The following is an 18628-nucleotide window of genomic DNA, read 5'->3' as shown; positions in this document are numbered from 1 at the left end:
ATCAGAGCAGGTCGTGCAAATCCGCATGCCGGCGCCGTCGAGCGTTGATTGAGTTGAAGTTTCATCTTTACGGCAGGTCCACGGCACGCAACGCGCGCCACGAGTGTGGCGCAGGTTACAATCCCGGCCTTCGATGCATTGCATGCACCTGCCAGGGATTGTCCATGTCGCCTTTGGAATTGTTCGCCGCCACGCTGGGCGTGATCGCGGTGTGGTTGACCGTCAAGCAGAATTGGCTGTGCTGGCCGATCGGCCTGGTCATGGTACTGATCTATTCGTATGTGTTTTATGACTACAAGCTGTACTCCAACATGCTGTTGCAAGTGGTGTACGCGGGCGTGCAGGTGTACGGGTGGTGGCACTGGACCCGTGGTGCGGCGACGGCCAATGGTCGACCGGTCACGCGCCTGGCACCAGCGCCGCTGCTCGGCGGTTTGCTCATCGGCCTGGTCGCAGGGCTTGCGCTGGGAGCGGCGATGGCCACCTGGAGCGACGCCAGCCAGCCGTGGCTGGACGCCCTGCTGACCGGCTTCAGCCTGGTCGCACAGTGGTGGATGGCCACCAAGCGCGAGCAGTGCTGGCCGCTGTGGATCGTCCTCGATGCGATTTTCGTCGGCTTGTTCGTGCATCAGGCGCTGTACCTGACGGCAGGGTTGTACGCACTGTTCCTGCTGCTGGCGATTCACGGCTGGCACCAGTGGCGCAAGAGCGTGGCGGTGGCCGCATGAAGGTCGTGGTGCTGTGCGGGCCCGAATCGTCGGGCAAGAGCTGGCTGGCCGAACGCATGCGCGTGCAACTGGGTGCGGTGGTAGTGGGCGAATACGTGCGCCACTTCATCGACCGCGAACAGCGTGACACCTGCTACGCCGACATCGACGCCATCGCCCGCGGCCAATTGGCCTGGGAAGATGCCGCCCGCCGCGCGCAACCGGCGTTGCTGGTGCTCGACACCCACTTGCTGAGCAATATGCTCTGGAGTGAGACCTTGTTCGGCAACTGCCCGGCGTGGCTGGAAACGGCGCTGCTGCAACGGCACTACGACGCGCACTTGCTGCTCTCGCCAGAGGGCGTGGAATGGACTGCCGATGGCCAGCGCTGTCAACCCGAGCTGTCCCAGCGCCAGGCCTTCTTTGCCCAGAGCCGGGCCTGGCTGCTGGCCCACGCGCTGCCCTGCACCGTCATCAGCGGAGATTGGCGAGCGCGTGAAACACAGGTGCTGGCGAGCATTCGGCATGTTCTGGATCAACCCTAGCGTGCGTCAGCGCATGTGGTGTTTGTGCAGCAGGCGATACAGCGTCGGGCGTGACACGCCAAGCACCCTGGCCGCCGTGCTCAGGTTGCCGCCATGGCGCAGCAGCACGTCGCCCAGCGCCTGACGCTCGGCGCGGTGCTTGTAATCCTGCAGCGTCCCCAAAGGCGCGGCGACCAGGGTCTCGGTGCCCAGCCCCAGGTCCCCGGCTTCGATCTGGTTGCCGTGGGCCAGTGCCTGGGCCTGGCGAACCCGGGTGGACAACTCACGGACATTGCCCGGCCAGTCATGCTCGCCCATGGCGATCAGTGCCTCCTGGCTGAACGGGCGATGGCGCCGACCGTTCTCGCGGCTGTAGCGTTGGGCGAAATGATTGGCCAGCATGGCCAGGTCGCCGTAGCGTTCGCGCAACGGTACCGCGACGATCTCCAGCACGTTGAGCCGGTAGTAGAGATCTTCACGCAGCTGCCCCTTGCGCATGGCGCCTGCCAGGTCGCTGTCGCTGGTGGCCACCACGCGCACGTCCACCTCGCCTGAGCCCTTGCGCTGCAGAAACCGCAGCAGTTGCTCCTGGATGTCCAGCGGCAAGCCATGTACCTGCTCGAGCAGCAAGGTACCGCGATGTGCGGCCTGCAGCACGCTGCCGGACAACGGGTGCACATTGGTCTCGCCACAGCCAGGCGCGAAGAGTGGCGTCTGGCCCGGGCGGTGGGCACGGGCCTGGCAGTCGAAGACGATGAAGGGCTGCAGTCGGCGCGCAGACTGCTGGTGCAGTGCGCGGGCGATCAACTGCTTGCCGGTACCCGCTTCACCCCGGATCAAGACCGGGGAATCGGTGGTCGAGAACTTGTTGATGAGCTTGTACAAGTCGCGCATGGGCTGACTATCGCCCAACAGTCCGCAAGGCTCGCAGGGGTAGGCGTTCGAATTCACAGGCATGGCCTTTCCTTGCTGGGACGTGTTCGGGAAAATACATCAAAAACAGCGGCTTGCAAGTTGTGCCAAAACGGTAACGGAAAATTGACGTTTAGCCGCTTCGGGCTGGTCATTGATCGTCGTCGCGCGACATTGGCGCGTCAGCGATACGTCTCGCGGAGCCCGCGCGACGCCGGTGTACAATCGCCGCTTTTCGCTATCGGCAAGGATGAGCATGAACGCGTTCGATTGGCACCGTGTGCTGCTGGGTGATGTCAACACGGGGTTTCTGGGCGAGGTGGTCGCGCGTACGCTCATGGCCTATGTGGTGGTCTTCCTGTTTCTGAAGATCGCCGGACGGCGCGGGGTGCGCCAGCTGTCGCTGTTCGAGCTGGTGGTGATCCTGACCCTGGGCTCGGCGGCTGGCGATGTGACCTTCTACGAGGACGTACCCGTATTGCCCGTACTGGTGGTGTTCCTGGCGATGATCATCTTGTATCGCCTCACCACCTTTTTGACCGAGCGCAGCGGCCGCTTCGGCGAATGGTTGGAGGGCAAGCCGTTTCTGATCATTCGCGACGGTGTGTTCGAGCTCAAGGCGCTGCAGAGCGGCAACATCACTCACGCCGAGTTCCTGATGGAACTGCGCCTTCGCGGCGTCGAGCACCTGGGCCAGGTGCGGCTGGGTATCCTCGAGGTGAATGGTGACGTCAGCCTGTACTTCCACGAACGCGAGGATGTAAAGCCGGGACTGTCGATCCTCCCGCCCGAGCATCGGAAGTCGCTGACCACGGCCGATCGCGAGGACCTGTATGCCTGCGAGTATTGCGGCCACCTGGAAACCCTGGTTCACCAGCAGGCGCTGCCCTGCCCGCGTTGCGACAATCCGGTGTGGAGCAAGGCGCTCTGCAATCCACGGGCGGCCTGAGGCTACCGCCGCGGCAAGTCGTCCAGATGCTGGTACTCGGCGTTCAGCGCCGCGGCCAGAGCGCGGGCGCGACCCAGCCGGATCGGGCCCTTCTCCATGTCCACCAGCAATGCCGGACAGGCCATTGGTAACGCGCCTTCCAGTGACTTCAGACGCCCGTCGGTGAACACCAGGCAGCGTTGTGCTTCCTGGGGGTGCTGGCGTGCGCGCTGTTGCAGCCATTCGCGAGCCTGGTCCAGTGCTGCCAGCAGTGGCGTGCCGCCGCCTGCGCCCAGCTCGGCCAGCCAGGGCTGCAACGCCGCCGAAGCCTTCAAACCGTGGCATTGCCAGGCCGGCCCGGTGCCGCTGGCGGTGAGCAGCGCCAACCGGGCGCGTTGCCGGTAGGCGTCGTCGAAGACCTGGGCCAGCACGCCCTTGGCCTCGGCCAGGGCGCCATGTCGGCGGGTCGAAGCCGACGCGTCCACCACTATCAGCCATAGCTGCTGGGCGGCATTGCGACGCTGTTGCCAACGCAGGTCGTCACGTTGACGCGGCCGCCCCTGCAGCAGGGTAGCCGGCCAGTCGACCTTGCCGGCCGATGCCGCGCGCGCCGCGCCTTGCCGCCCTTGTTCGAGGTTGCCCTTGCCGGGCCGAGCATCCGCCGGGCGCGGACGGATGCTCAGGGCTTTTTTGGCCAGCTCGGCACCGTGCGCCGTTCGCCCACCGGAACGGCCTGCGCCGGCATGTCGCCCCACTGGCCTTGACCGGGGTCGGAGGGTTGCGCAGCGCTGGCAGCGGGCGGCGGTGGCGGTGTTGCGCTGGACTCTGGCGGCCGGCTAGCCTGGCGGCGATGGCGCAGGGCGAACTCGGCAACCGCGTCAACGTCTTCGTCGAGGATAGCGTCGCCGCCGCGCCAGGCCGCATGGGCGCGCGCCGCGCGCAGCCAGACCAGGTCGGCGCGCAGGCCGTCCACGCCTTCGGCGAAGCAACGGGTGGTGATCGATTCAAGCGCCTGGTCGCTCAGCGGAATCGACTCGAGACGCTCCCGCGCCTGTTGGCAACGCAGCCGCAGCGCCGCCTGCGCGGCAGCCCACTGCGCGCAGAACGCCTGGGGGTCGCTGTCGAATGCCAGACGGCGGCGAATGATCTGGCTGCGTTCGGCCGGCGCGGGCTGGCCATCCAGGGCAACGTTGAAGCCGAAGCGGTCGAGCAGCTGCGGACGCAACTCGCCTTCCTCGGGGTTCATCGTACCGATGAGCACGAAGCGCGCCGGATGGGCGTGGGAGATGCCATCGCGCTCGATGCGGTTGACGCCGCTGGCAGCGACGTCGAGCAACAGGTCGACCAGGTGATCGGCGAGCAGGTTCACCTCATCCACGTACAGCACGCCACCGTCGGCCTTGGCCAGCACGCCTGGCGAGAAGCGTGCCCGCCCTTCGCCCAGCGCCGCTTCCAGGTCGAGCGTGCCGACCAGGCGGTCCTCGCTGGCACCCAGCGGCAAGGTCACCAACTGGCCACCGGCGAGCAGATCGGCCAGCCCGCGCGCAAGGGTGCTCTTGGCCATGCCCCGTGGCCCTTCGATCAACACGCCACCGATGCGCGGATCGATAGCGGCCAGACACAACGCCAGTTTCAGCGAATCGGCGGCGACCACGGCGGCCAGGGGAAAGTGCAGGGTGTCGGTCATTGCAGGGATCTCTTCAGGCATCTTCTTCGGTATCCAGCAGCAGGTCTTCCACGGCTTGTCGGTAGTCGCCCGGTTCAGCCCACAGGCCTCGCTGCTGAGCCTCGAGCAGACGTTCGGCCATGTCGCGCAGCGCCGCCGGATTGTGCTCCTGCAGAAAACTGCGGGTGGAAGGATCCAGCAGGTAGGCGTCGGTGAGCAACGCGTACTGGTGATCGTCGATCAGGTGCGTGGTCGCATCGAAGGCAAACAGGTTGTCGACCGTCGCGGCCAGTTCGAACGCGCCCTTGTAGCCGTGCCGCTTGACCCCTTCGATCCACTTCGGATTGGCCGCGCGGGCGCGCACCACGCGGTTGAGCTCTTCTTTCAGGGTACGCACGCGCGGCACGTCTGGCTGGCTGTGGTCGCCGTGGTAACTGGCGGTCTTCTGCCCGCCCAGGGTTTCCGCAGCGGCCAGCATACCGCCCTGGAACTGGTAGTAATCGTTGGAATCGAGCAGGTCGTGCTCACGGTTGTCCTGGTTCTGCAGCACGGCCTGGACCTGCCCCAGGCGGCGGGCGAAAGGTGCGCGCGCGGCGGTCCCCTCGTCGTCCGCACCATAGGCATAGGCGCCCCAGTTCAGGTAGGCCTCGGCCAGGTCTTCGCGGGTCTGCCACAGACGGCCGTCTATGGCCCCTTGCACCCCGGCGCCATAGGCACCGGGCTTGGCGCCGAAGATACGCCAGCCCGCCTCGCGGGCGGCCTGCTCGGCAGGTACGCCCTCGGCCAGCAGTTGCGCCTGTTCGGCACGGACCTTGGCTGCCAGCGGGTTGAGATCGTCGGGCTCGTCGAGCGCCGCCACGGCCTGCACGGCCGCATCGAACAGGCGCAACAGGTTGGCGAAGGCATCACGAAAGAACCCGGACACCCGCAGGGTCACGTCCACCCGCGGGCGATCGAGCAGGCTCAATGGCAGAATCTCGAAATCGTCCACCCGCTGGCTGCCGGTGGCCCACACCGGGCGCACACCCATCAGCGCCATGGCCTGGGCGATGTCGTCGCCGCCGGTACGCATGGTCGCCGTGCCCCAGACCGACAGGCCCAGCTGGCGCAGGTGATCGCCATGGTCCTGCAGGTGCCGCTCGAGAATCAGGTTGGCGGAGGCGAAGCCGATGCGCCAGGCAGTGGTGGTCGGCAGGTTGCGCACGTCCACGGAAAAGAAGTTGCGCCCGGTGGGCAACACGTCGAGGCGCCCGCGGCTGGGTGCCCCGCTCGGCCCGGCGGGCACGAAACGGCCCGACAATGCGCTGAGCAGGCCGTGCATTTCCGCGGGTCCGCAGGCATCCAGACGCGGTGCCACGGTGTCGCACAGGTGGCCCAGGATGAGTTGCACGTCGCTCCAGCCTTCGCCCAGTTCCAGCGGACCGTTCAAGGCCTGCTCGATCAGCTGGGCGGCATACAGTTCGAGCCGTTCGCGGCTGTCGCCGGCACTGCGCCAAGGCTCCTCGCTGATCGCGGCCAGGGCCGTCGGTCGTGGTCCGTCCCAAGGTGCGCCGAGGTCGCAGTCGAGCGGATCGAAACCCAGCTCGAAAGCCTTGGCCAATGCTCGCAGCACACTGGCCTGGGCGCCGCGGCCGTCGCCCCGAGGAATGCGCAGCAGTGCCAGCAGGGTATCGGCACGCAGGCGACCCTGGGGCGACTCGCCGAACACGTGCAGCCCATCGCGTATCTGCGACTCCTTCAAGTCGCACAGGTAGGTGTCCAGGCGCGGCAGCCACACCGCCGCTTCGGCACCCTCGGCCATCTGCAGCTCGTGATCGATGCGCGTTTCGCGCACCAGCGCCAGAATGTCCTTTTCCAGGGCCTGGGCGCGGCGCGGGTCGAGCATCTGCGCGTCGTAGTACTCGTCGGCCAACAGTTCCAGATCGCGCAGCGGCCCGTAGGTCTCGGCGCGGGTCAGCGGCGGCATCAGGTGGTCGATGATCACCGCCTGGGTGCGCCGCTTGGCCTGGGCGCCCTCACCCGGATCGTTGACGATGAACGGGTAGATATTCGGCATCGGCCCCAGTACCGCATCGGGCCAGCACTGCTCGGACAGCCCGACGCCCTTGCCCGGCAGCCATTCCAGGTTGCCGTGCTTGCCCACGTGGATCAGCGCATCGGCGCCGTAGGTGTGGCGCAGCCAGAAATAGAACGCCAGGTAACCATGGGGCGGCACCAGATCAGGGTCGTGGTAGACCGCGGTGACGTCCACCTGGTAACCGCGCGCCGGCTGGATGCCGACGAAGGTCAGGCCCATGCGCAGACCGGCGATCATCATGCGGCCGTTACGGCACATGGGGTCGGCACCTGGCTCGCCCCAGCGCTCGCGCACGGCGGCTTGATTGGCCGCCGGCAGCAAGGCGAAGGCGGCGAGGTAGTCGTCCAGCGCCATGCTCTGGGCACAGGGGCGCAGGTCCAGTTGCTCCAGATCGTTGGTCACGCCGCCGAGCAGCAGGTGAATCAGCGCCGTACCGCTGTCGGGTAGATCGGCCACCGGATAGCCCTGCTGCTGCATCGCGCGCAGGATGTTCAGCGCCGCAGCCGGAGTGTCGAGGCCGACGCCGTTGCCGATTCGGCCATCGCGGGTCGGATAGTTCGCCAGCACCAGGGCGACACGCTTGTCGGCATTGGGCAGACGCGCCAAAGCGGCCCATTTGCGCGCCAGTTCGGCGACGAAATCCATGCGCTCGACATGCGCCGTGTAGCACACCACATCGCTCTGGCTGCGCTCGTTGTGCCAGGCCAGGTCCTTGAAGCTGATGGCCCGGCTGATGATGCGCCCGTCCAGCTCCGGCAAGGCAATGTGCATGGCCAGGTCGCGCGCGCCCAGACCCTGCTCGCTCGCCTGCCACAATGCCTGGTTGTCCTGCGCGCAGATGGCCTGGATCACCGGAATGTCACGGCGAAACGGCCGCAGGTGCGGTGCTTCCGGGCTGGACTGGGCAAAGCCGGTGGTGTTGAGAATGATCGCGGCACCCGCCTCGTCCATCCAGTCCTGCACCTGCGCCAGGCATGCAGCTTCCTTGAGGCTGGCCACGGCGATCGGCAGCGGATTGAGCCCGGCCGCCTGCAGCCTGGCACAGAAGGTGTCGACGAAACCGGTGTTGGCCGCCTGCAGGTGCGAGCGATAGAACAGCAACGGCACCACAGGCCATTGCGCTTGCCACTGCGTCTGCCAGTAGGCCAGGTCGGCGGTCGGTTGCGTCGGATGGTAGATGACGGTGCGCGGCAGCGTCTGAGGCGCTTCGCACGGTTCGGTACGTCCGAACCAGGTATTGCCGAGGTAGCCGAACAGGTTGCGTGCGTTTTCCATGCCGCCCTGGCGCAGGTACTGCCACAGGCGGTCGGCTTGCTCTGCAGGCACCGTACAAAGCTCGGCCAATTCGGGATCGGGACGATCGCAGCCTGGCACCAGGATGACCTGCACGCCCCGCTCGGCCAGCTGCATCAACTGCTCGACACCGTAGCGCCAATAGCCGATGCCGCCGTGCAGGGAAATCAGAATGACCTTGGCGTGGCGCAGCACCTGGTCGACGTAGAGGTCGACCGAAGAATGATTCTGCACCTGCATGGGGTTGGCCAGGCGCAGGCTCGGGTAGTCGGCCGGCAGACGCTCGCTGGCCTCGGCCAGCAAGGCCAGGTGCGAATCGCCGCTGCAGAGGATGACCAGTTCGGCGGGCGTCTGGCCGAGGTCGGCGATGCTGTCGTCCGGCACGAAGCCGCCGGGTTGGGTCCTCAGCAGGTGCATCGGTCAGGCTTCCAGCGCGGCGCGCAGTTGCGCTTGCAGCGACGCTGCATCCAGTTCCTGACCGATCAGCACCAGGCGCGTGCTGCGCGCTTCGTCTGCGCCCCAGGCACGATCGAAGTGCTTGTCGAAACGCGTGCCCACGCCCTGGATCAGCAGGCGCATCGGCTTGCCCGGAATGGCCGCGAAGCCCTTGACGCGCAGAATGCCGTGTTGGACCACGGCAGCGTTGAGCGCCTGCAGCAGCTTGGCTTCTTCGGCCTGCGGCAGCTCGATGGAGATTGAATCGAAGGCGTCGTGATCGTGGTCGTCGTGGTCGTCGCCTTCATGGTGGTCGTGGTGGGTCTTGCGGCCGTCGATGTGTTGCTCGGACTCTGCGCCCAGGCCCAGCAGTACCGCCAGCGGCAAACGGCCACTGCTGGCCTCGACCACCTTCACTGCCGCCGGCAGTTCCTCGGCGACCTCGGCGCGCACCGCAGCCAGGGCATCTGCGTCGATCAGGTCGGCCTTGTTCAGAATGACCAGGTCGGCGCTGGCCAACTGGTCGGCGAACAGCTCGTGCAGCGGCGATTCATGGTCCAGGTTGGGATCGAGCTTGCGCTGGGCATCGACCTGCTCGGGGAAGGCTGCGAAGGTACCCGCCGCCACGGCCGGGCTGTCGACCACGGTGATGACCGCATCGACCGTGCAGGCGCTGCGGATTTCCGGCCATTGGAAGGCCTGGACCAGCGGCTTGGGCAAGGCCAGGCCGCTGGTTTCGATGAGGATGTGATCGAGGTCGGCGCGCCGTGCCACCAGCTCGCGCATGACCGGGAAGAACTCTTCCTGCACGGTGCAGCACAGGCAGCCGTTGGCCAGCTCGTAGACCCGGCCATTGGCTTCTTCTTCGGTACAGCCGATGGTGCACTGCTTGAGGATCTCGCCGTCGATGCCCAGCTCGCCGAATTCGTTGACGATCACGGCGATGCGGCGGCCCTGCGCGTTGTCGAGCATATGGCGCAGCAAGGTGGTCTTGCCCGAGCCGAGAAAGCCGGTGACGATGGTGACGGGTAGTTTGGACAGCGTTTTCATCGGGTCGCCCTGATTGCGCGGCAGGGCACGAGACGAGCGCCGCAACGGCAGGCGCCAGCATTCGTCACCGGATCACCCCGCCCGGTTGAATAGGAAAGAACAGTCGAGGCAGGTCTCCTGGCTCGCGATGCCGGCCATTCTGGCCCAGGCTGCGGCGCCTTCCCGCGAGCGTTCGCAGTGGCCTTGGCGCAGCCTTCATCGCTTACAGTTGCGGGGGCAGCCGCGGCTTGGACCGCGTTCCCGTCTTAGCTCTGCTGGGCAGAGAACCTCGAACGCGCAAGGCTACCACAGGGCACGGGACGTGTCAGTGATACGGCTCAGACCCGATAGCGCACATGGGGGCGGCCGCCGGCCAGGCTAACCTCGGCGTGAACGCCATAGACCTCGGCGATCAGCCGCTCGGTCAAGACCAGCGCCGGCGCACCGCTGGCAACCAGACGGCCGCCCTTGAGCACGACCAGCACGTCGCAGAACATCGCCGCCAGGTTCAGATCATGAATCGCCATCACGCAGGTCAACGGCAGGTTCTGAATCAGTTGCAGCAATTCCAGCTGGTGCTGGATGTCGAGGTGGTTGGTGGGCTCGTCGAGCAGCAATTCGCTGGGCTGCTGGGCCAGGGCGCGAGCGATCTGCACCCGTTGCCGTTCGCCGCCGGACAAGGTGTGCCAGCGCCGCTGCGCATGGCCGCTCAGGTTGACCTGGGCCAGGGCCTGGGCAATCGCCAGGTCGTCTTCGCGCAGCCACGGTGCGAACGGCGAGCGGTGCGGCGTGCGCCCCAGGCGCACCACCTCCTGTACGCGAATGTCCACCTCGGTGCTGGCGTGTTGTTCCACCATCGCCACCTGCCGTGCGACCGCTCGCCGCGATACGTCCGCCATGGGCTGATCGTCGAGTGTGACCTGCCCCTGGCTGGGACGCCCGAGCCCGGCCAGCAGGCGCAGCAGCGACGACTTGCCCGAGCCATTGGGGCCGATCAGGCCGACCATGCTGCCGGGCGTGATGGCCAGGCTGACGTCGTCGAGAATCAGCAGCCCACCCGCTTTCCAGCTGACCTGGTGCAGTTGCAGGCTCATGCTCGACGCCTCGCGCGGTAGAGGATCAAGGCAAACGCCGGGGCGCCGACCAGGGCCGTGACCACCCCGATGGGCAACACCTGGCCGGGCACGATGATGCGCGCGACGATATCGGCCAGCACCATGAAATTGGCGCCGATCAGCACCGAGGCGAGCAACAGCCGGACGTGGCTGGGCCCCACCAGAAAGCGCGCAATGTGGGGCACCACCAAACCGACGAAACCCACTGCGCCGACGATGCTGACCATGGTCGCAGTGATCAGCGCGGTGGTCGCGAACAACACCAGCCGCACCGCGACCACAGGCACGCCAAGGGTGGCGGCAGCGTCTTCGCCGAACACGAAGGCATCCAGCGCCCGCGCGAAGTACAGGCACAGCACCAGGCCCGCCCCGACCACCACCGCGGCCAGGCCTACGTCGGGCCAACGCACCCCGCCCAGGCTGCCGAGCAGCCAGAACATCACACTGCGTGCCTGCTCGGCATTGGCCGAGGTCGAGACGATATAGGCCGTCAGCGCATTGAACAGTTGCGATCCGGCGACACCGGCGAGGATCACCTGCGCCGGGCCGCTGCGAGTGCCGGCAGCCAGCAGCAGCACCAGGCCGAACGCCAGGGCCGCACCGAGAAACGCGCCCATGGAAATGCCGATCACGCCGCCGCCCAGCCCGAGCAGCATCACCACCACCGCGCCGGTCGAGGCGCCTGCGGAGATGCCCAGCACGTAGGGTTCGGCCAGCACGTTGCGCAGCAGCGCCTGCAACACCGCGCCGCAGATCGCCAGGCCGGCGCCACAACAGGCGGCAACCAGCGCGCGACTCAGGCGGTATTCCCAAATGATGCCCTGGATGATCCTCGGCACCGGGTAGTCGGCCAGGCCCACGCCATTGAGCAGCGCCTTGCCGACCGTGGCCAGGGCAATGCCCATTTCCCCCACCGACACCGCCAGGGCGATCGACACGCTCAACGTCGCCAGGGCGAGCAGCGCCAACAGGAGGCGCCAGACCCAGCCATCTTCACGCGCCAGGCGCTGGATCAAGGTTTGGCCCGTGTACGCTCGAGGCCGGCAGCAATGTCTTCCACCGCGCGCACGACATCCATGGAAGGGTTCAACGACTGCGCATCGACCACGATGATGCGGCCATTGCGCACGGCATCCAGCTCACGGGTCACCGGGTCGCTGCGCAGGAACGCCAGCTTTTTCTCGACATCGTCGGCCGGGTACAGACGCCGCTGCATGCGCGCGACGACAATGACATCGGGATTGCTCGCAGCGATGCTTTCCCAGCTCACCCCAGGCCATTCCTCGTCACTGTCGACGATGTTGCGCAGGCCCAGCAGACGGTTGATATAGCCGGGTGCGCCGCTCTTGCCGGCCACCCAGGGGTCGCCTTCCAGGCGCGTGCTGGAAAACCAGTACACCACCGACAGGGGTGCGTGCCCGGCGCTGCCGGCGCGCTCGCTGGCTTTCTGGATGCGTGCGTGCAACTGGTCAGTCAGGCGCTCGCCGGCCGGCTCGACATCGAAGATGCTCGCCAGCTCGCGGATTTCCTTGTCCACCAGTGCCATGGAAAACACCTGGCTGCGGCTGCCGTCGGCATTGGAGGTGGCGGTGACTTCCTTGCCGTCGCAGTCACTGGGCGACACATAGGAAGGGATGCCAAGGCTGGCCAGTTGCTCGGGCTTGGCGACTTCGCCGTTGGGTCCGACGTGGTAGGTGTACTGCGCCACCACGATGTCAGGTGCGGTATTGGCCACCGCCTCGAAGCTGGGGGCGTTGTCGGCCAGGCGTGGCACCTGGGCATTGGCCGCGCGCAGAGGCTCGGGCAGCGGACCGAACCAGACCCCGGTGCCCACCATGCGTGGCGCCAGGCCCAGCGACAGAAGAATCTCGGTGCTGGCCTGGCCCAGGCTGACGGCCCGCTGCGGCGCGGCCTGAATGGTCAAGGGCGCGCCGCAGTTGGGCAGCGTCAGTGGATAGTGGGTGGCGGCGTGACTGGCGACGGCGGCGAAGAGACCGACGGCAGCGACGCTGGCGCGGACGAATACGGCAGGAAGATTCATTGCAACTCCTTGGATGGCGCGTCCAACAGATCGAAGAAATCCCCAAGCAAGGTCTGGCTGACGACATGCAACATGTCGATCACAGTGGCGCGACCGCGCCGGATTCGAACCGGCTTCCTGCTCTGGGCGAAGACAAGCGGCGCAGACGGTAGGCGACCCGTCGGCAAAGATCAAATGGTTTAGCCCGCGCAACGCGCTGTGGACACCCCGATTGCCTGCCTAGGGGGCGCCGTCGCGGGGCCGGTCGGTACGGTCCTGCTCGACCACATAGCCCGTGTCTATGCTGACCACCACCGACATGCCGGGGCGCAGCCGATGGGCCCCGTCCTGGTCCGGGTCCACGGTGATGCGCACCGGAATGCGCTGCGCGATCTTGACGAAGTTGCCGGTGGCATTGTCGGCCTGCAACAGGCTGAACTCCGAGCCGGTGGCCGGTGAGATGCGCTGTACATGGCCGCGCAGGCGCAGGTGGTCGAGGGCATCGACGGTGAAGCTCACCGGTTGGCCGATGCGCACATCGGCCATCTGGGTTTCCTTCATGTTGGCCATGACCCACAGCGTGTCGGGAACCAGCGCCATCAGTTGCGCACCGGAATTCACATAGGCCCCCAGGCGCACGCCGACCTGCCCCAGCTGGCCGTCGCGCGGCGCCAGGATGCGCGTATTGTCCAGATCGATGCGTGCCAGCTCTACCGCGGCTTCGGCGTTGGCGACGTTGGCGGCCAGCGAGTCACGGTTGACGATCACCGTCTGCAGGTCTTCGCGGGCAATGGCCAGCGCAGCCTTGGCCTGTGCCACCGAGGCCAGCGCCTGGGCGTTGGCAGCGCGGGTCACATCGAGCTCGCGGCGCGACACCGAGCCGTCGCTGATCAGGTTCTGGTTGCGCCCCAGATCGGCGGCGCCCTTGCGCGCCTGCGCTTCGCTGTCCGCCACCGCCGCCTGGCGCTGGGTAATGGTGGCTTCGGCACTGCGGCGCTGTTGCAGGTTGTTGGCCAAGGCGGTCTTCTGCACCTGGACCTGCGCCAGCGCCTGGTTCAGGCGCTGGCGGTAGATACGGTCGTCCAGGCGTACCAGCAGGTCGCCTGCCTTGACGAACTGGAAGTCCTGTACCGGCACTTCGAACACATAGCCTGCCAGTTGCGGCCCGATGATCGTCACTTGGCCACGCACCAGGGCATTTTCGGTACTTTCGATGTGGCTGCTGAACGGAGGCAGTTGCCAGGCGTACAGCACGATCGCCACCCCCACCAACGCGATGCTGGCGAAAATCAGACTGGATAGTACCCGCACCCGCCGCGAACGGGGTTCGGTGGCCGCTGGATTGGGCGGTGGGGTCTGGCCTTCGGGCGTGGCGGCGATGGCATTGGTGGTCGTGGACGTCGGTTCGGTCATGAAGTGCTGGCGCCGCTGGTGGATACGGTAGGTGTCGCGGCGGTGGTCACCGCCCGGGTGGTGCTCATCAGCCACAGGCTGCGGACGAAGATCCACAGCATGGTCAATACGGCAATGATGCAGATCAGCATGAAGACATCGTTGTAGGCCATGACGTTCGCCTCGCGCGTGGCGGCCGTCGCCAGCGCACGGGTGCCCAAAGTGGCCCGCAGGGCCGGGTCGGCGATGTGCGCCAGGTAGCTGGCGGCGGCATTGCTGACCCGCGCCTGGACCAGCGGGTCCATGAGGGTCAGGTGCTCGACGATCATGCTCGAATGGTATTTCTCGCGGACGATCTGGAACGTGCCCAGCAACGCGGCGCCGATCAACCCGCCCAAATTGTTGCAGATACCGAACAGCACCGAGAAGCTGACCAGGTTGCGCGGGTTGGTCAACACGTGGCGCATGCCCAGCACCATGGTCGGGCCCAGGAAAAACGTGCCACCGAAGCCCAGCAGGAACTGGCTGACGTACATATTGGCCGGACGCGTCAGGTTGCTGGAGAAACTGTCCATGGCCGAACCCACCGCCATCAGCGCCAGGGCAATGATCAGTGGCATGAACAGATGCTCGGGGTTGATGGTCCAGGCACTCACGGCCAGCCCCGCCACCGCGCCGAAGAGCATCACGCAATAAAGGGTGCGCATCTGCTCCTGGCCCATGTTCAACGCTTGCAACAGACCGACCGCGCCGGTGGACTGCTCCGACAGCACCATGCGCGTCAGGATCACCGCCAGGGCCAGGCGGATGGCGACACCGCTGCCCAGCCAGCGGGTCATCAACATCGGGTTGCTGCGATTGTGCTCCACCGCCAGGCCACCGAGGATCAGCACGATGGCCCCAGCCGAGGCCCAGCCTATCCAGGGTGCCTCCAGCCACCAGTCGATCCGGCCCAGGGACAGCACCGCGCAGAGCAGCGCAATGCCGGATGCAAGAATCGCGAAAATGAGAAAATCCAGCGGTTCGAAAGTCTTGAAGCGGTCGCCCGGCGGCAGTTTGAGCAGGAACACGCAACCCAGGGTCAGCAGCGCCATGCCCAGTTCGAACAGGTACAGGCCACGCCATTCGGCGATCTGCAGCAGGTCTTCGGAAAACACCCGCGCCAGTGGCAAGGCCAGCTGCGAGGTGCCCAGGCCCAGCACCAGGGCCTTGAGACGCCACTTGGCAGGAAACGCCTGGATCATGTAGTACAGACCCAGGGAACTCAGCGCCGCCCCGACCATGCCGTGGGCGGCGCGCACGGCAATCGCCGAGCCCAGGTCGTTGACGAACAGATGGCCAAAGGTGACCAGCGCATACAGCATCAGAAACAGTTCGGTGAACGTGCGCAGACCGAACTGCTGGCGGAATTTCACCAGCAGCAGGTTCATCGACACATTGGTCATCACGTAGGCCGCAGGCAGCCAGGCCATCTCCGCCGCCGTGGCGCCGAGCGCGCCCTGCAGGAATTGCAGGTTCGCCACCACCAGCGAGTTGCCGAGGCCGCCGGTCAGTGCCACCATCAGGCCGACGACACCAAACGCCAGGCGCTTGCGCGTCGAATGCAGAGGCGTCGAGGGAGAGCCCGGCAAGTTCGGCTTTTCATGGGGCAGCCAATCGCGGCTCGTGTAGCGGGTCATGCGGTGGCCTTGGCGGGGAGCGTAGAAACGACGAAGAAACGACGAAGATTGGGCGCTAGTAAACCTCACCCGCGGGGGGCTTGCCAATGCTCGTCGCTGCCATGATTTGACTGCACCCCGGCAGTGACCCAAGCTGAATGCCCCGGCCAAGCCTGCGCCCTTTCGGATACCCGCATGTTCAAACGCGTTCGCCTTCCGCTGACCCTGCTGCTCGTGGCACTGCTGCTGATAGCGCTCTGGTACGCCTGGCGCCCTGCGGCCCATACGGTTCCGGCAGCGCCGCAGCAGGGCTACGGCAAAGCCCTGAGCCAGGCTCGCCATGGTCAGCCGGGCGCCGCACGAGTGCTTTATCAGCAGTTGGCCCGCACCGACCTCAGCGCCGAGCGGCGCGCTGCGCTGTACGCCGAACTGCCCAACTACCCCAGTCCTCAAGCCCTCAAACTCGCCACTGCCGACTTGCAGAGCGAGCTTGCCGACGTGCGCCATGCGGCAATCGATGCAGTCATCGGCCTGGTCCCCGAGAGCCAGCGCAGCGTACTGCTGGGGCCCTTGCTGGAAGACCGTGACGAGTCGATCCGCTTCCACGCCGCGCGGGGGTTGCTCGGCTTGCCAGCCGATGAACTGGGCCTGTATTTCGGCCACCTGGACAAGGTGGTGAACGCCTGGATTGCTGCCCTGCAGGGCCAGACCGACAGCGCTGCCGCCCAACTGGCGCTGGCCCGGTTGTACTTGCACGAGAGCGCGCATGTTCAGGCCGAGCAGGCGCTGGCCCGCTATCGCCTGCTCGAGCCCGATGACCTGGAAGCCATTGCCATGCAGGTCGAGCTGTACGAGCACCAGGGCAAAAGTGACCAGGCGCGGCGCCTGCTGGCCGAACAGTTGCTGGTGCATCCCCAATCGGCCCTGTTGCAGCAGCAATTGGGCTTGTGGCTGATGGCCCATGACGAGGATGAATACGCCCTGCTCGCCCTCGCTCGTGCGGTGGAGCTGGCACCGGACAACACTGACTACCGCTATGTACTGGCCACCAACCTGCACGACCTGCAGCAGGTCGAAGCGGCGCAGAAGCAGCTCGAAGAGATCCTGCGCCGTGACCCGGCCAACCGCCGCGCACGGGTGTTGCTGATCCAGTACTGGAAAGAAACCGGTCAGTTGCAGAACGTGCAGGTGCTGCTGGCCGAACTCGAGCAGCAGAACGCCGACGATCCCAGCCTGCAGCAGGGGTTGTGAAGTCGCGGCTTTTCCAGGGCCACCCTCGCCCGTTTTTGTCTGAATGAGCTCGGAACCCCGCCCACGGCCCGGTGTCCAGTATCAAGCTGCGTCGCGTTCTGCACTGCAGCCCCTTCCGCTACCCGAGGACACCTTTTTGACGACGGCCAAAGCAGCCACCGGTATCGCCGGGCTGGACGACATTCTTGGTGGAGGTCTGACCCGCTGCCATATCTTTCTGCTCGAGGGTCAACCGGGTGCGGGCAAGACGACGGTAGCCCTGCAGTTCCTGCTCGAAGGCGTTGCGCAGAACGAAACCTGTCTCTACATCACTTTGTCCGAAACCACCAAGGAACTGCGCGAAGGTGCTCGCTCCCACGGCTGGGAACTGGACGAGCGGGTCACCGTGTTCGAGCTGACGCCGCCGGAATTGGTGCTCGACCTGCAACAGCAGCAAAGCCTGCTTTACAGCAGCGACCTCGAACTGGGCGAAGCGACCCGGCAGATCTTCGACGAAGTCGAACGGGTCAAGCCTTCACGGGTGGTATTGGACAGTTTGTCCGAGGTACGTCTGCTGGCTCAGGGCTCGCTGCGCTATCGGCGGCAGATTCTCGCCATCAAGCACTATTTTGCGCGTTTCAATGCGACCGTCCTGCTGCTCGACGACATGACCAGCGAGCCACTGGACAAGACCCTGCACAGCATCGCCCACGGCGTGATTCGCCTGGAAGAAACCGCGCCGGACTACGGCGCCGAGCGCCGGCGCCTGCGCATCATGAAGTACCGCGGGCAGAAATACCGCGGCGGTTATCACGACTTCACCATTCAGGCCGACGGGATTCACGTCTATCCGCGCTTGGTTGCGGCCGAACATCGCGCCCGCTACGAGCGTACCCAACTGACTTCGGGCATCCCGGAGCTGGACGCCCTTCTGGGCGGCGGCGTCGAGAACGGTTCGAGCACTTTGATCATCGGCCCCGCGGGTACCGGCAAATCGCTCATTTCCATGGTTTTCGCCGCTGCGGCCGTGGCCCGTGGCGAAAAAGTCGCGCTGTTCATCTTCGACGAAGAGCTCAGCTTGCTGTTCGAGCGCATGAAAAACCTGGGCATCGATCTGGAAGCCTATCAGCGTAGTGGCAAGATGGTCATCCAGCAGGTGGACGCCGCTGAACAGTCGCCGGGCGAATTTGCCCACATGGTCCGCACCAGCGTCATCCTGCACGACATCAAGACAGTGGTGATCGACAGCATCAATGGCTACCACGCCGCGATGATGGGCGAAAGCACACCCGTGCTGCACATCCATGAGCTGCTGCTGTACCTCAACCGCCTGGGCGCCTCGACCTTCATGACCGTGGCCCAACAGGGGCTGGTCGGCGACATGAAGGCGCCAGTGGACATCACCTACCTGGCCGACACCGTCATTCTCCTGCGCTACTTCGAGGCGCTGGGCAACGTGCGGCGTGCGGTGTCGGTGATCAAGAAGCGCTTTGGCGGCCACGAGAACACCATTCGCGAATACAAGATCAGCAGCCAGGGCATGAAGGTCGGTGAGCCACTGAGCGCTTTCCAGGGGGTGTTGCGCGGTGTCCCGACCTACGTCGGCGAAGCCCGTCCCCTGCTTGAAGCAGATGATCAGTGA

Annotated in this window: 15 protein-coding genes and 2 riboswitches; of the genes, 5 read left to right on the top strand and 10 right to left on the bottom strand. The window is 65.9% G+C overall.

Features of this window, described 5'->3' with window-relative positions; translation table 11 throughout:
* Window positions 1-164 precede the first annotated feature (164 nt).
* Window positions 165-728: a nicotinamide riboside transporter PnuC gene (gene pnuC / locus ONG87_RS10315; protein ID WP_185793355.1), complete on the top strand. Its 564-nt coding sequence runs from the start codon at window positions 165-167 to the stop codon at window positions 726-728.
* Window positions 725-1252 carry an AAA family ATPase gene (locus tag ONG87_RS10310; protein WP_192056071.1) on the top strand — a complete coding sequence of 176 codons (528 nt, stop codon included), beginning with the start codon at window positions 725-727 and terminating at the stop codon, window positions 1250-1252. The genes pnuC and ONG87_RS10310 overlap by 4 nt, the downstream gene beginning before the upstream one ends.
* A gap of 6 nt (window positions 1253-1258) precedes the next feature.
* Here the strand turns inward: ONG87_RS10310 and ONG87_RS10305 are convergent, their stop codons facing one another.
* Window positions 1259-2188, bottom strand: a complete 930-nt coding sequence (locus ONG87_RS10305; RefSeq protein ID WP_192056073.1) for a sigma 54-interacting transcriptional regulator — start codon at window positions 2186-2188, stop codon at window positions 1259-1261.
* 211 nt (window positions 2189-2399) lie between these two features.
* Here ONG87_RS10305 and ONG87_RS10300 point away from each other — a divergent pair, with 211 nt between their 5' ends.
* A complete protein-coding gene (locus tag ONG87_RS10300) occupies window positions 2400-3092 on the top strand; it encodes a DUF421 domain-containing protein (protein WP_264382802.1) in 693 nt (230 codons plus the stop codon).
* A gap of 2 nt (window positions 3093-3094) precedes the next feature.
* Here the strand turns inward: ONG87_RS10300 and ONG87_RS10295 are convergent, their stop codons facing one another.
* From ONG87_RS10295 to ONG87_RS10255, 9 genes are all read right to left on the bottom strand, one after another.
* Entirely contained in the window at window positions 3095-3826 is a 732-nt protein-coding gene (locus tag ONG87_RS10295) for a VWA domain-containing protein (RefSeq protein ID WP_264382801.1), read from the bottom strand.
* Window positions 3751-4758 carry an ATP-binding protein gene (locus ONG87_RS10290; RefSeq protein WP_122478279.1) on the bottom strand — a complete coding sequence of 336 codons (1008 nt, stop codon included), beginning with the start codon at window positions 4756-4758 and terminating at the stop codon, window positions 3751-3753. Before ONG87_RS10290 ends, ONG87_RS10295 begins: the two co-directional genes overlap by 76 nt.
* A 13-nt stretch (window positions 4759-4771) precedes the next feature.
* Window positions 4772-8524 carry a cobaltochelatase subunit CobN gene (gene cobN, locus ONG87_RS10285; protein WP_264382800.1) on the bottom strand — a complete coding sequence of 1251 codons (3753 nt, stop codon included), beginning with the start codon at window positions 8522-8524 and terminating at the stop codon, window positions 4772-4774.
* A gap of 3 nt (window positions 8525-8527) precedes the next feature.
* The gene (cobW, locus tag ONG87_RS10280; RefSeq protein WP_185793360.1) at window positions 8528-9592 is read right to left on the bottom strand and encodes a cobalamin biosynthesis protein CobW; all 1065 of its coding nucleotides are present in this window, start codon (window positions 9590-9592) and stop codon (window positions 8528-8530) included.
* Window positions 9593-9681: 89 nt separating this feature from the next.
* A riboswitch (cobalamin riboswitch) is annotated at window positions 9682-9878 on the bottom strand.
* A 31-nt stretch (window positions 9879-9909) separates the two neighbouring features.
* Window positions 9910-10665, bottom strand: a complete 756-nt coding sequence (locus tag ONG87_RS10275) for an ABC transporter ATP-binding protein (RefSeq protein WP_122478131.1) — start codon at window positions 10663-10665, stop codon at window positions 9910-9912.
* A complete protein-coding gene (locus ONG87_RS10270; RefSeq protein WP_122478133.1) occupies window positions 10662-11702 on the bottom strand; it encodes an iron ABC transporter permease in 1041 nt (346 codons plus the stop codon). The genes ONG87_RS10275 and ONG87_RS10270 overlap by 4 nt, the downstream gene beginning before the upstream one ends.
* Window positions 11699-12727, bottom strand: a complete 1029-nt coding sequence (locus ONG87_RS10265; protein ID WP_264382799.1) for an ABC transporter substrate-binding protein — start codon at window positions 12725-12727, stop codon at window positions 11699-11701. Before ONG87_RS10265 ends, ONG87_RS10270 begins: the two co-directional genes overlap by 4 nt.
* A 51-nt stretch (window positions 12728-12778) precedes the next feature.
* Window positions 12779-12845: riboswitch (cobalamin riboswitch) on the bottom strand.
* A gap of 101 nt (window positions 12846-12946) precedes the next feature.
* Window positions 12947-14119 (bottom strand): HlyD family secretion protein, encoded by a 1173-nt coding sequence (locus ONG87_RS10260; RefSeq protein ID WP_185793362.1) that lies wholly within the window; start codon window positions 14117-14119, stop codon window positions 12947-12949.
* Window positions 14116-15777 carry an MFS transporter gene (locus ONG87_RS10255; protein ID WP_264382798.1) on the bottom strand — a complete coding sequence of 554 codons (1662 nt, stop codon included), beginning with the start codon at window positions 15775-15777 and terminating at the stop codon, window positions 14116-14118. Before ONG87_RS10255 ends, ONG87_RS10260 begins: the two co-directional genes overlap by 4 nt.
* A gap of 174 nt (window positions 15778-15951) precedes the next feature.
* Here ONG87_RS10255 and ONG87_RS10250 point away from each other — a divergent pair, with 174 nt between their 5' ends.
* Entirely contained in the window at window positions 15952-17007 is a 1056-nt protein-coding gene (locus ONG87_RS10250; RefSeq protein ID WP_264382797.1) for a tetratricopeptide repeat protein, read from the top strand.
* A 136-nt stretch (window positions 17008-17143) separates the two neighbouring features.
* Complete coding sequence (locus ONG87_RS10245) at window positions 17144-18628, top strand: ATPase domain-containing protein (protein WP_240998775.1); 1485 nt, start codon at window positions 17144-17146, stop codon at window positions 18626-18628.

The sequence above is a fragment of the Pseudomonas sp. MM227 genome, from assembly GCF_947090715.1.
Taxonomy (GTDB): Bacteria; Pseudomonadota; Gammaproteobacteria; order Pseudomonadales; family Pseudomonadaceae; genus Aquipseudomonas; species Aquipseudomonas baltica.
Note: the sequence above shows the minus strand (reverse complement) of the source record. Positions and strands in the feature narration are given on the sequence as shown.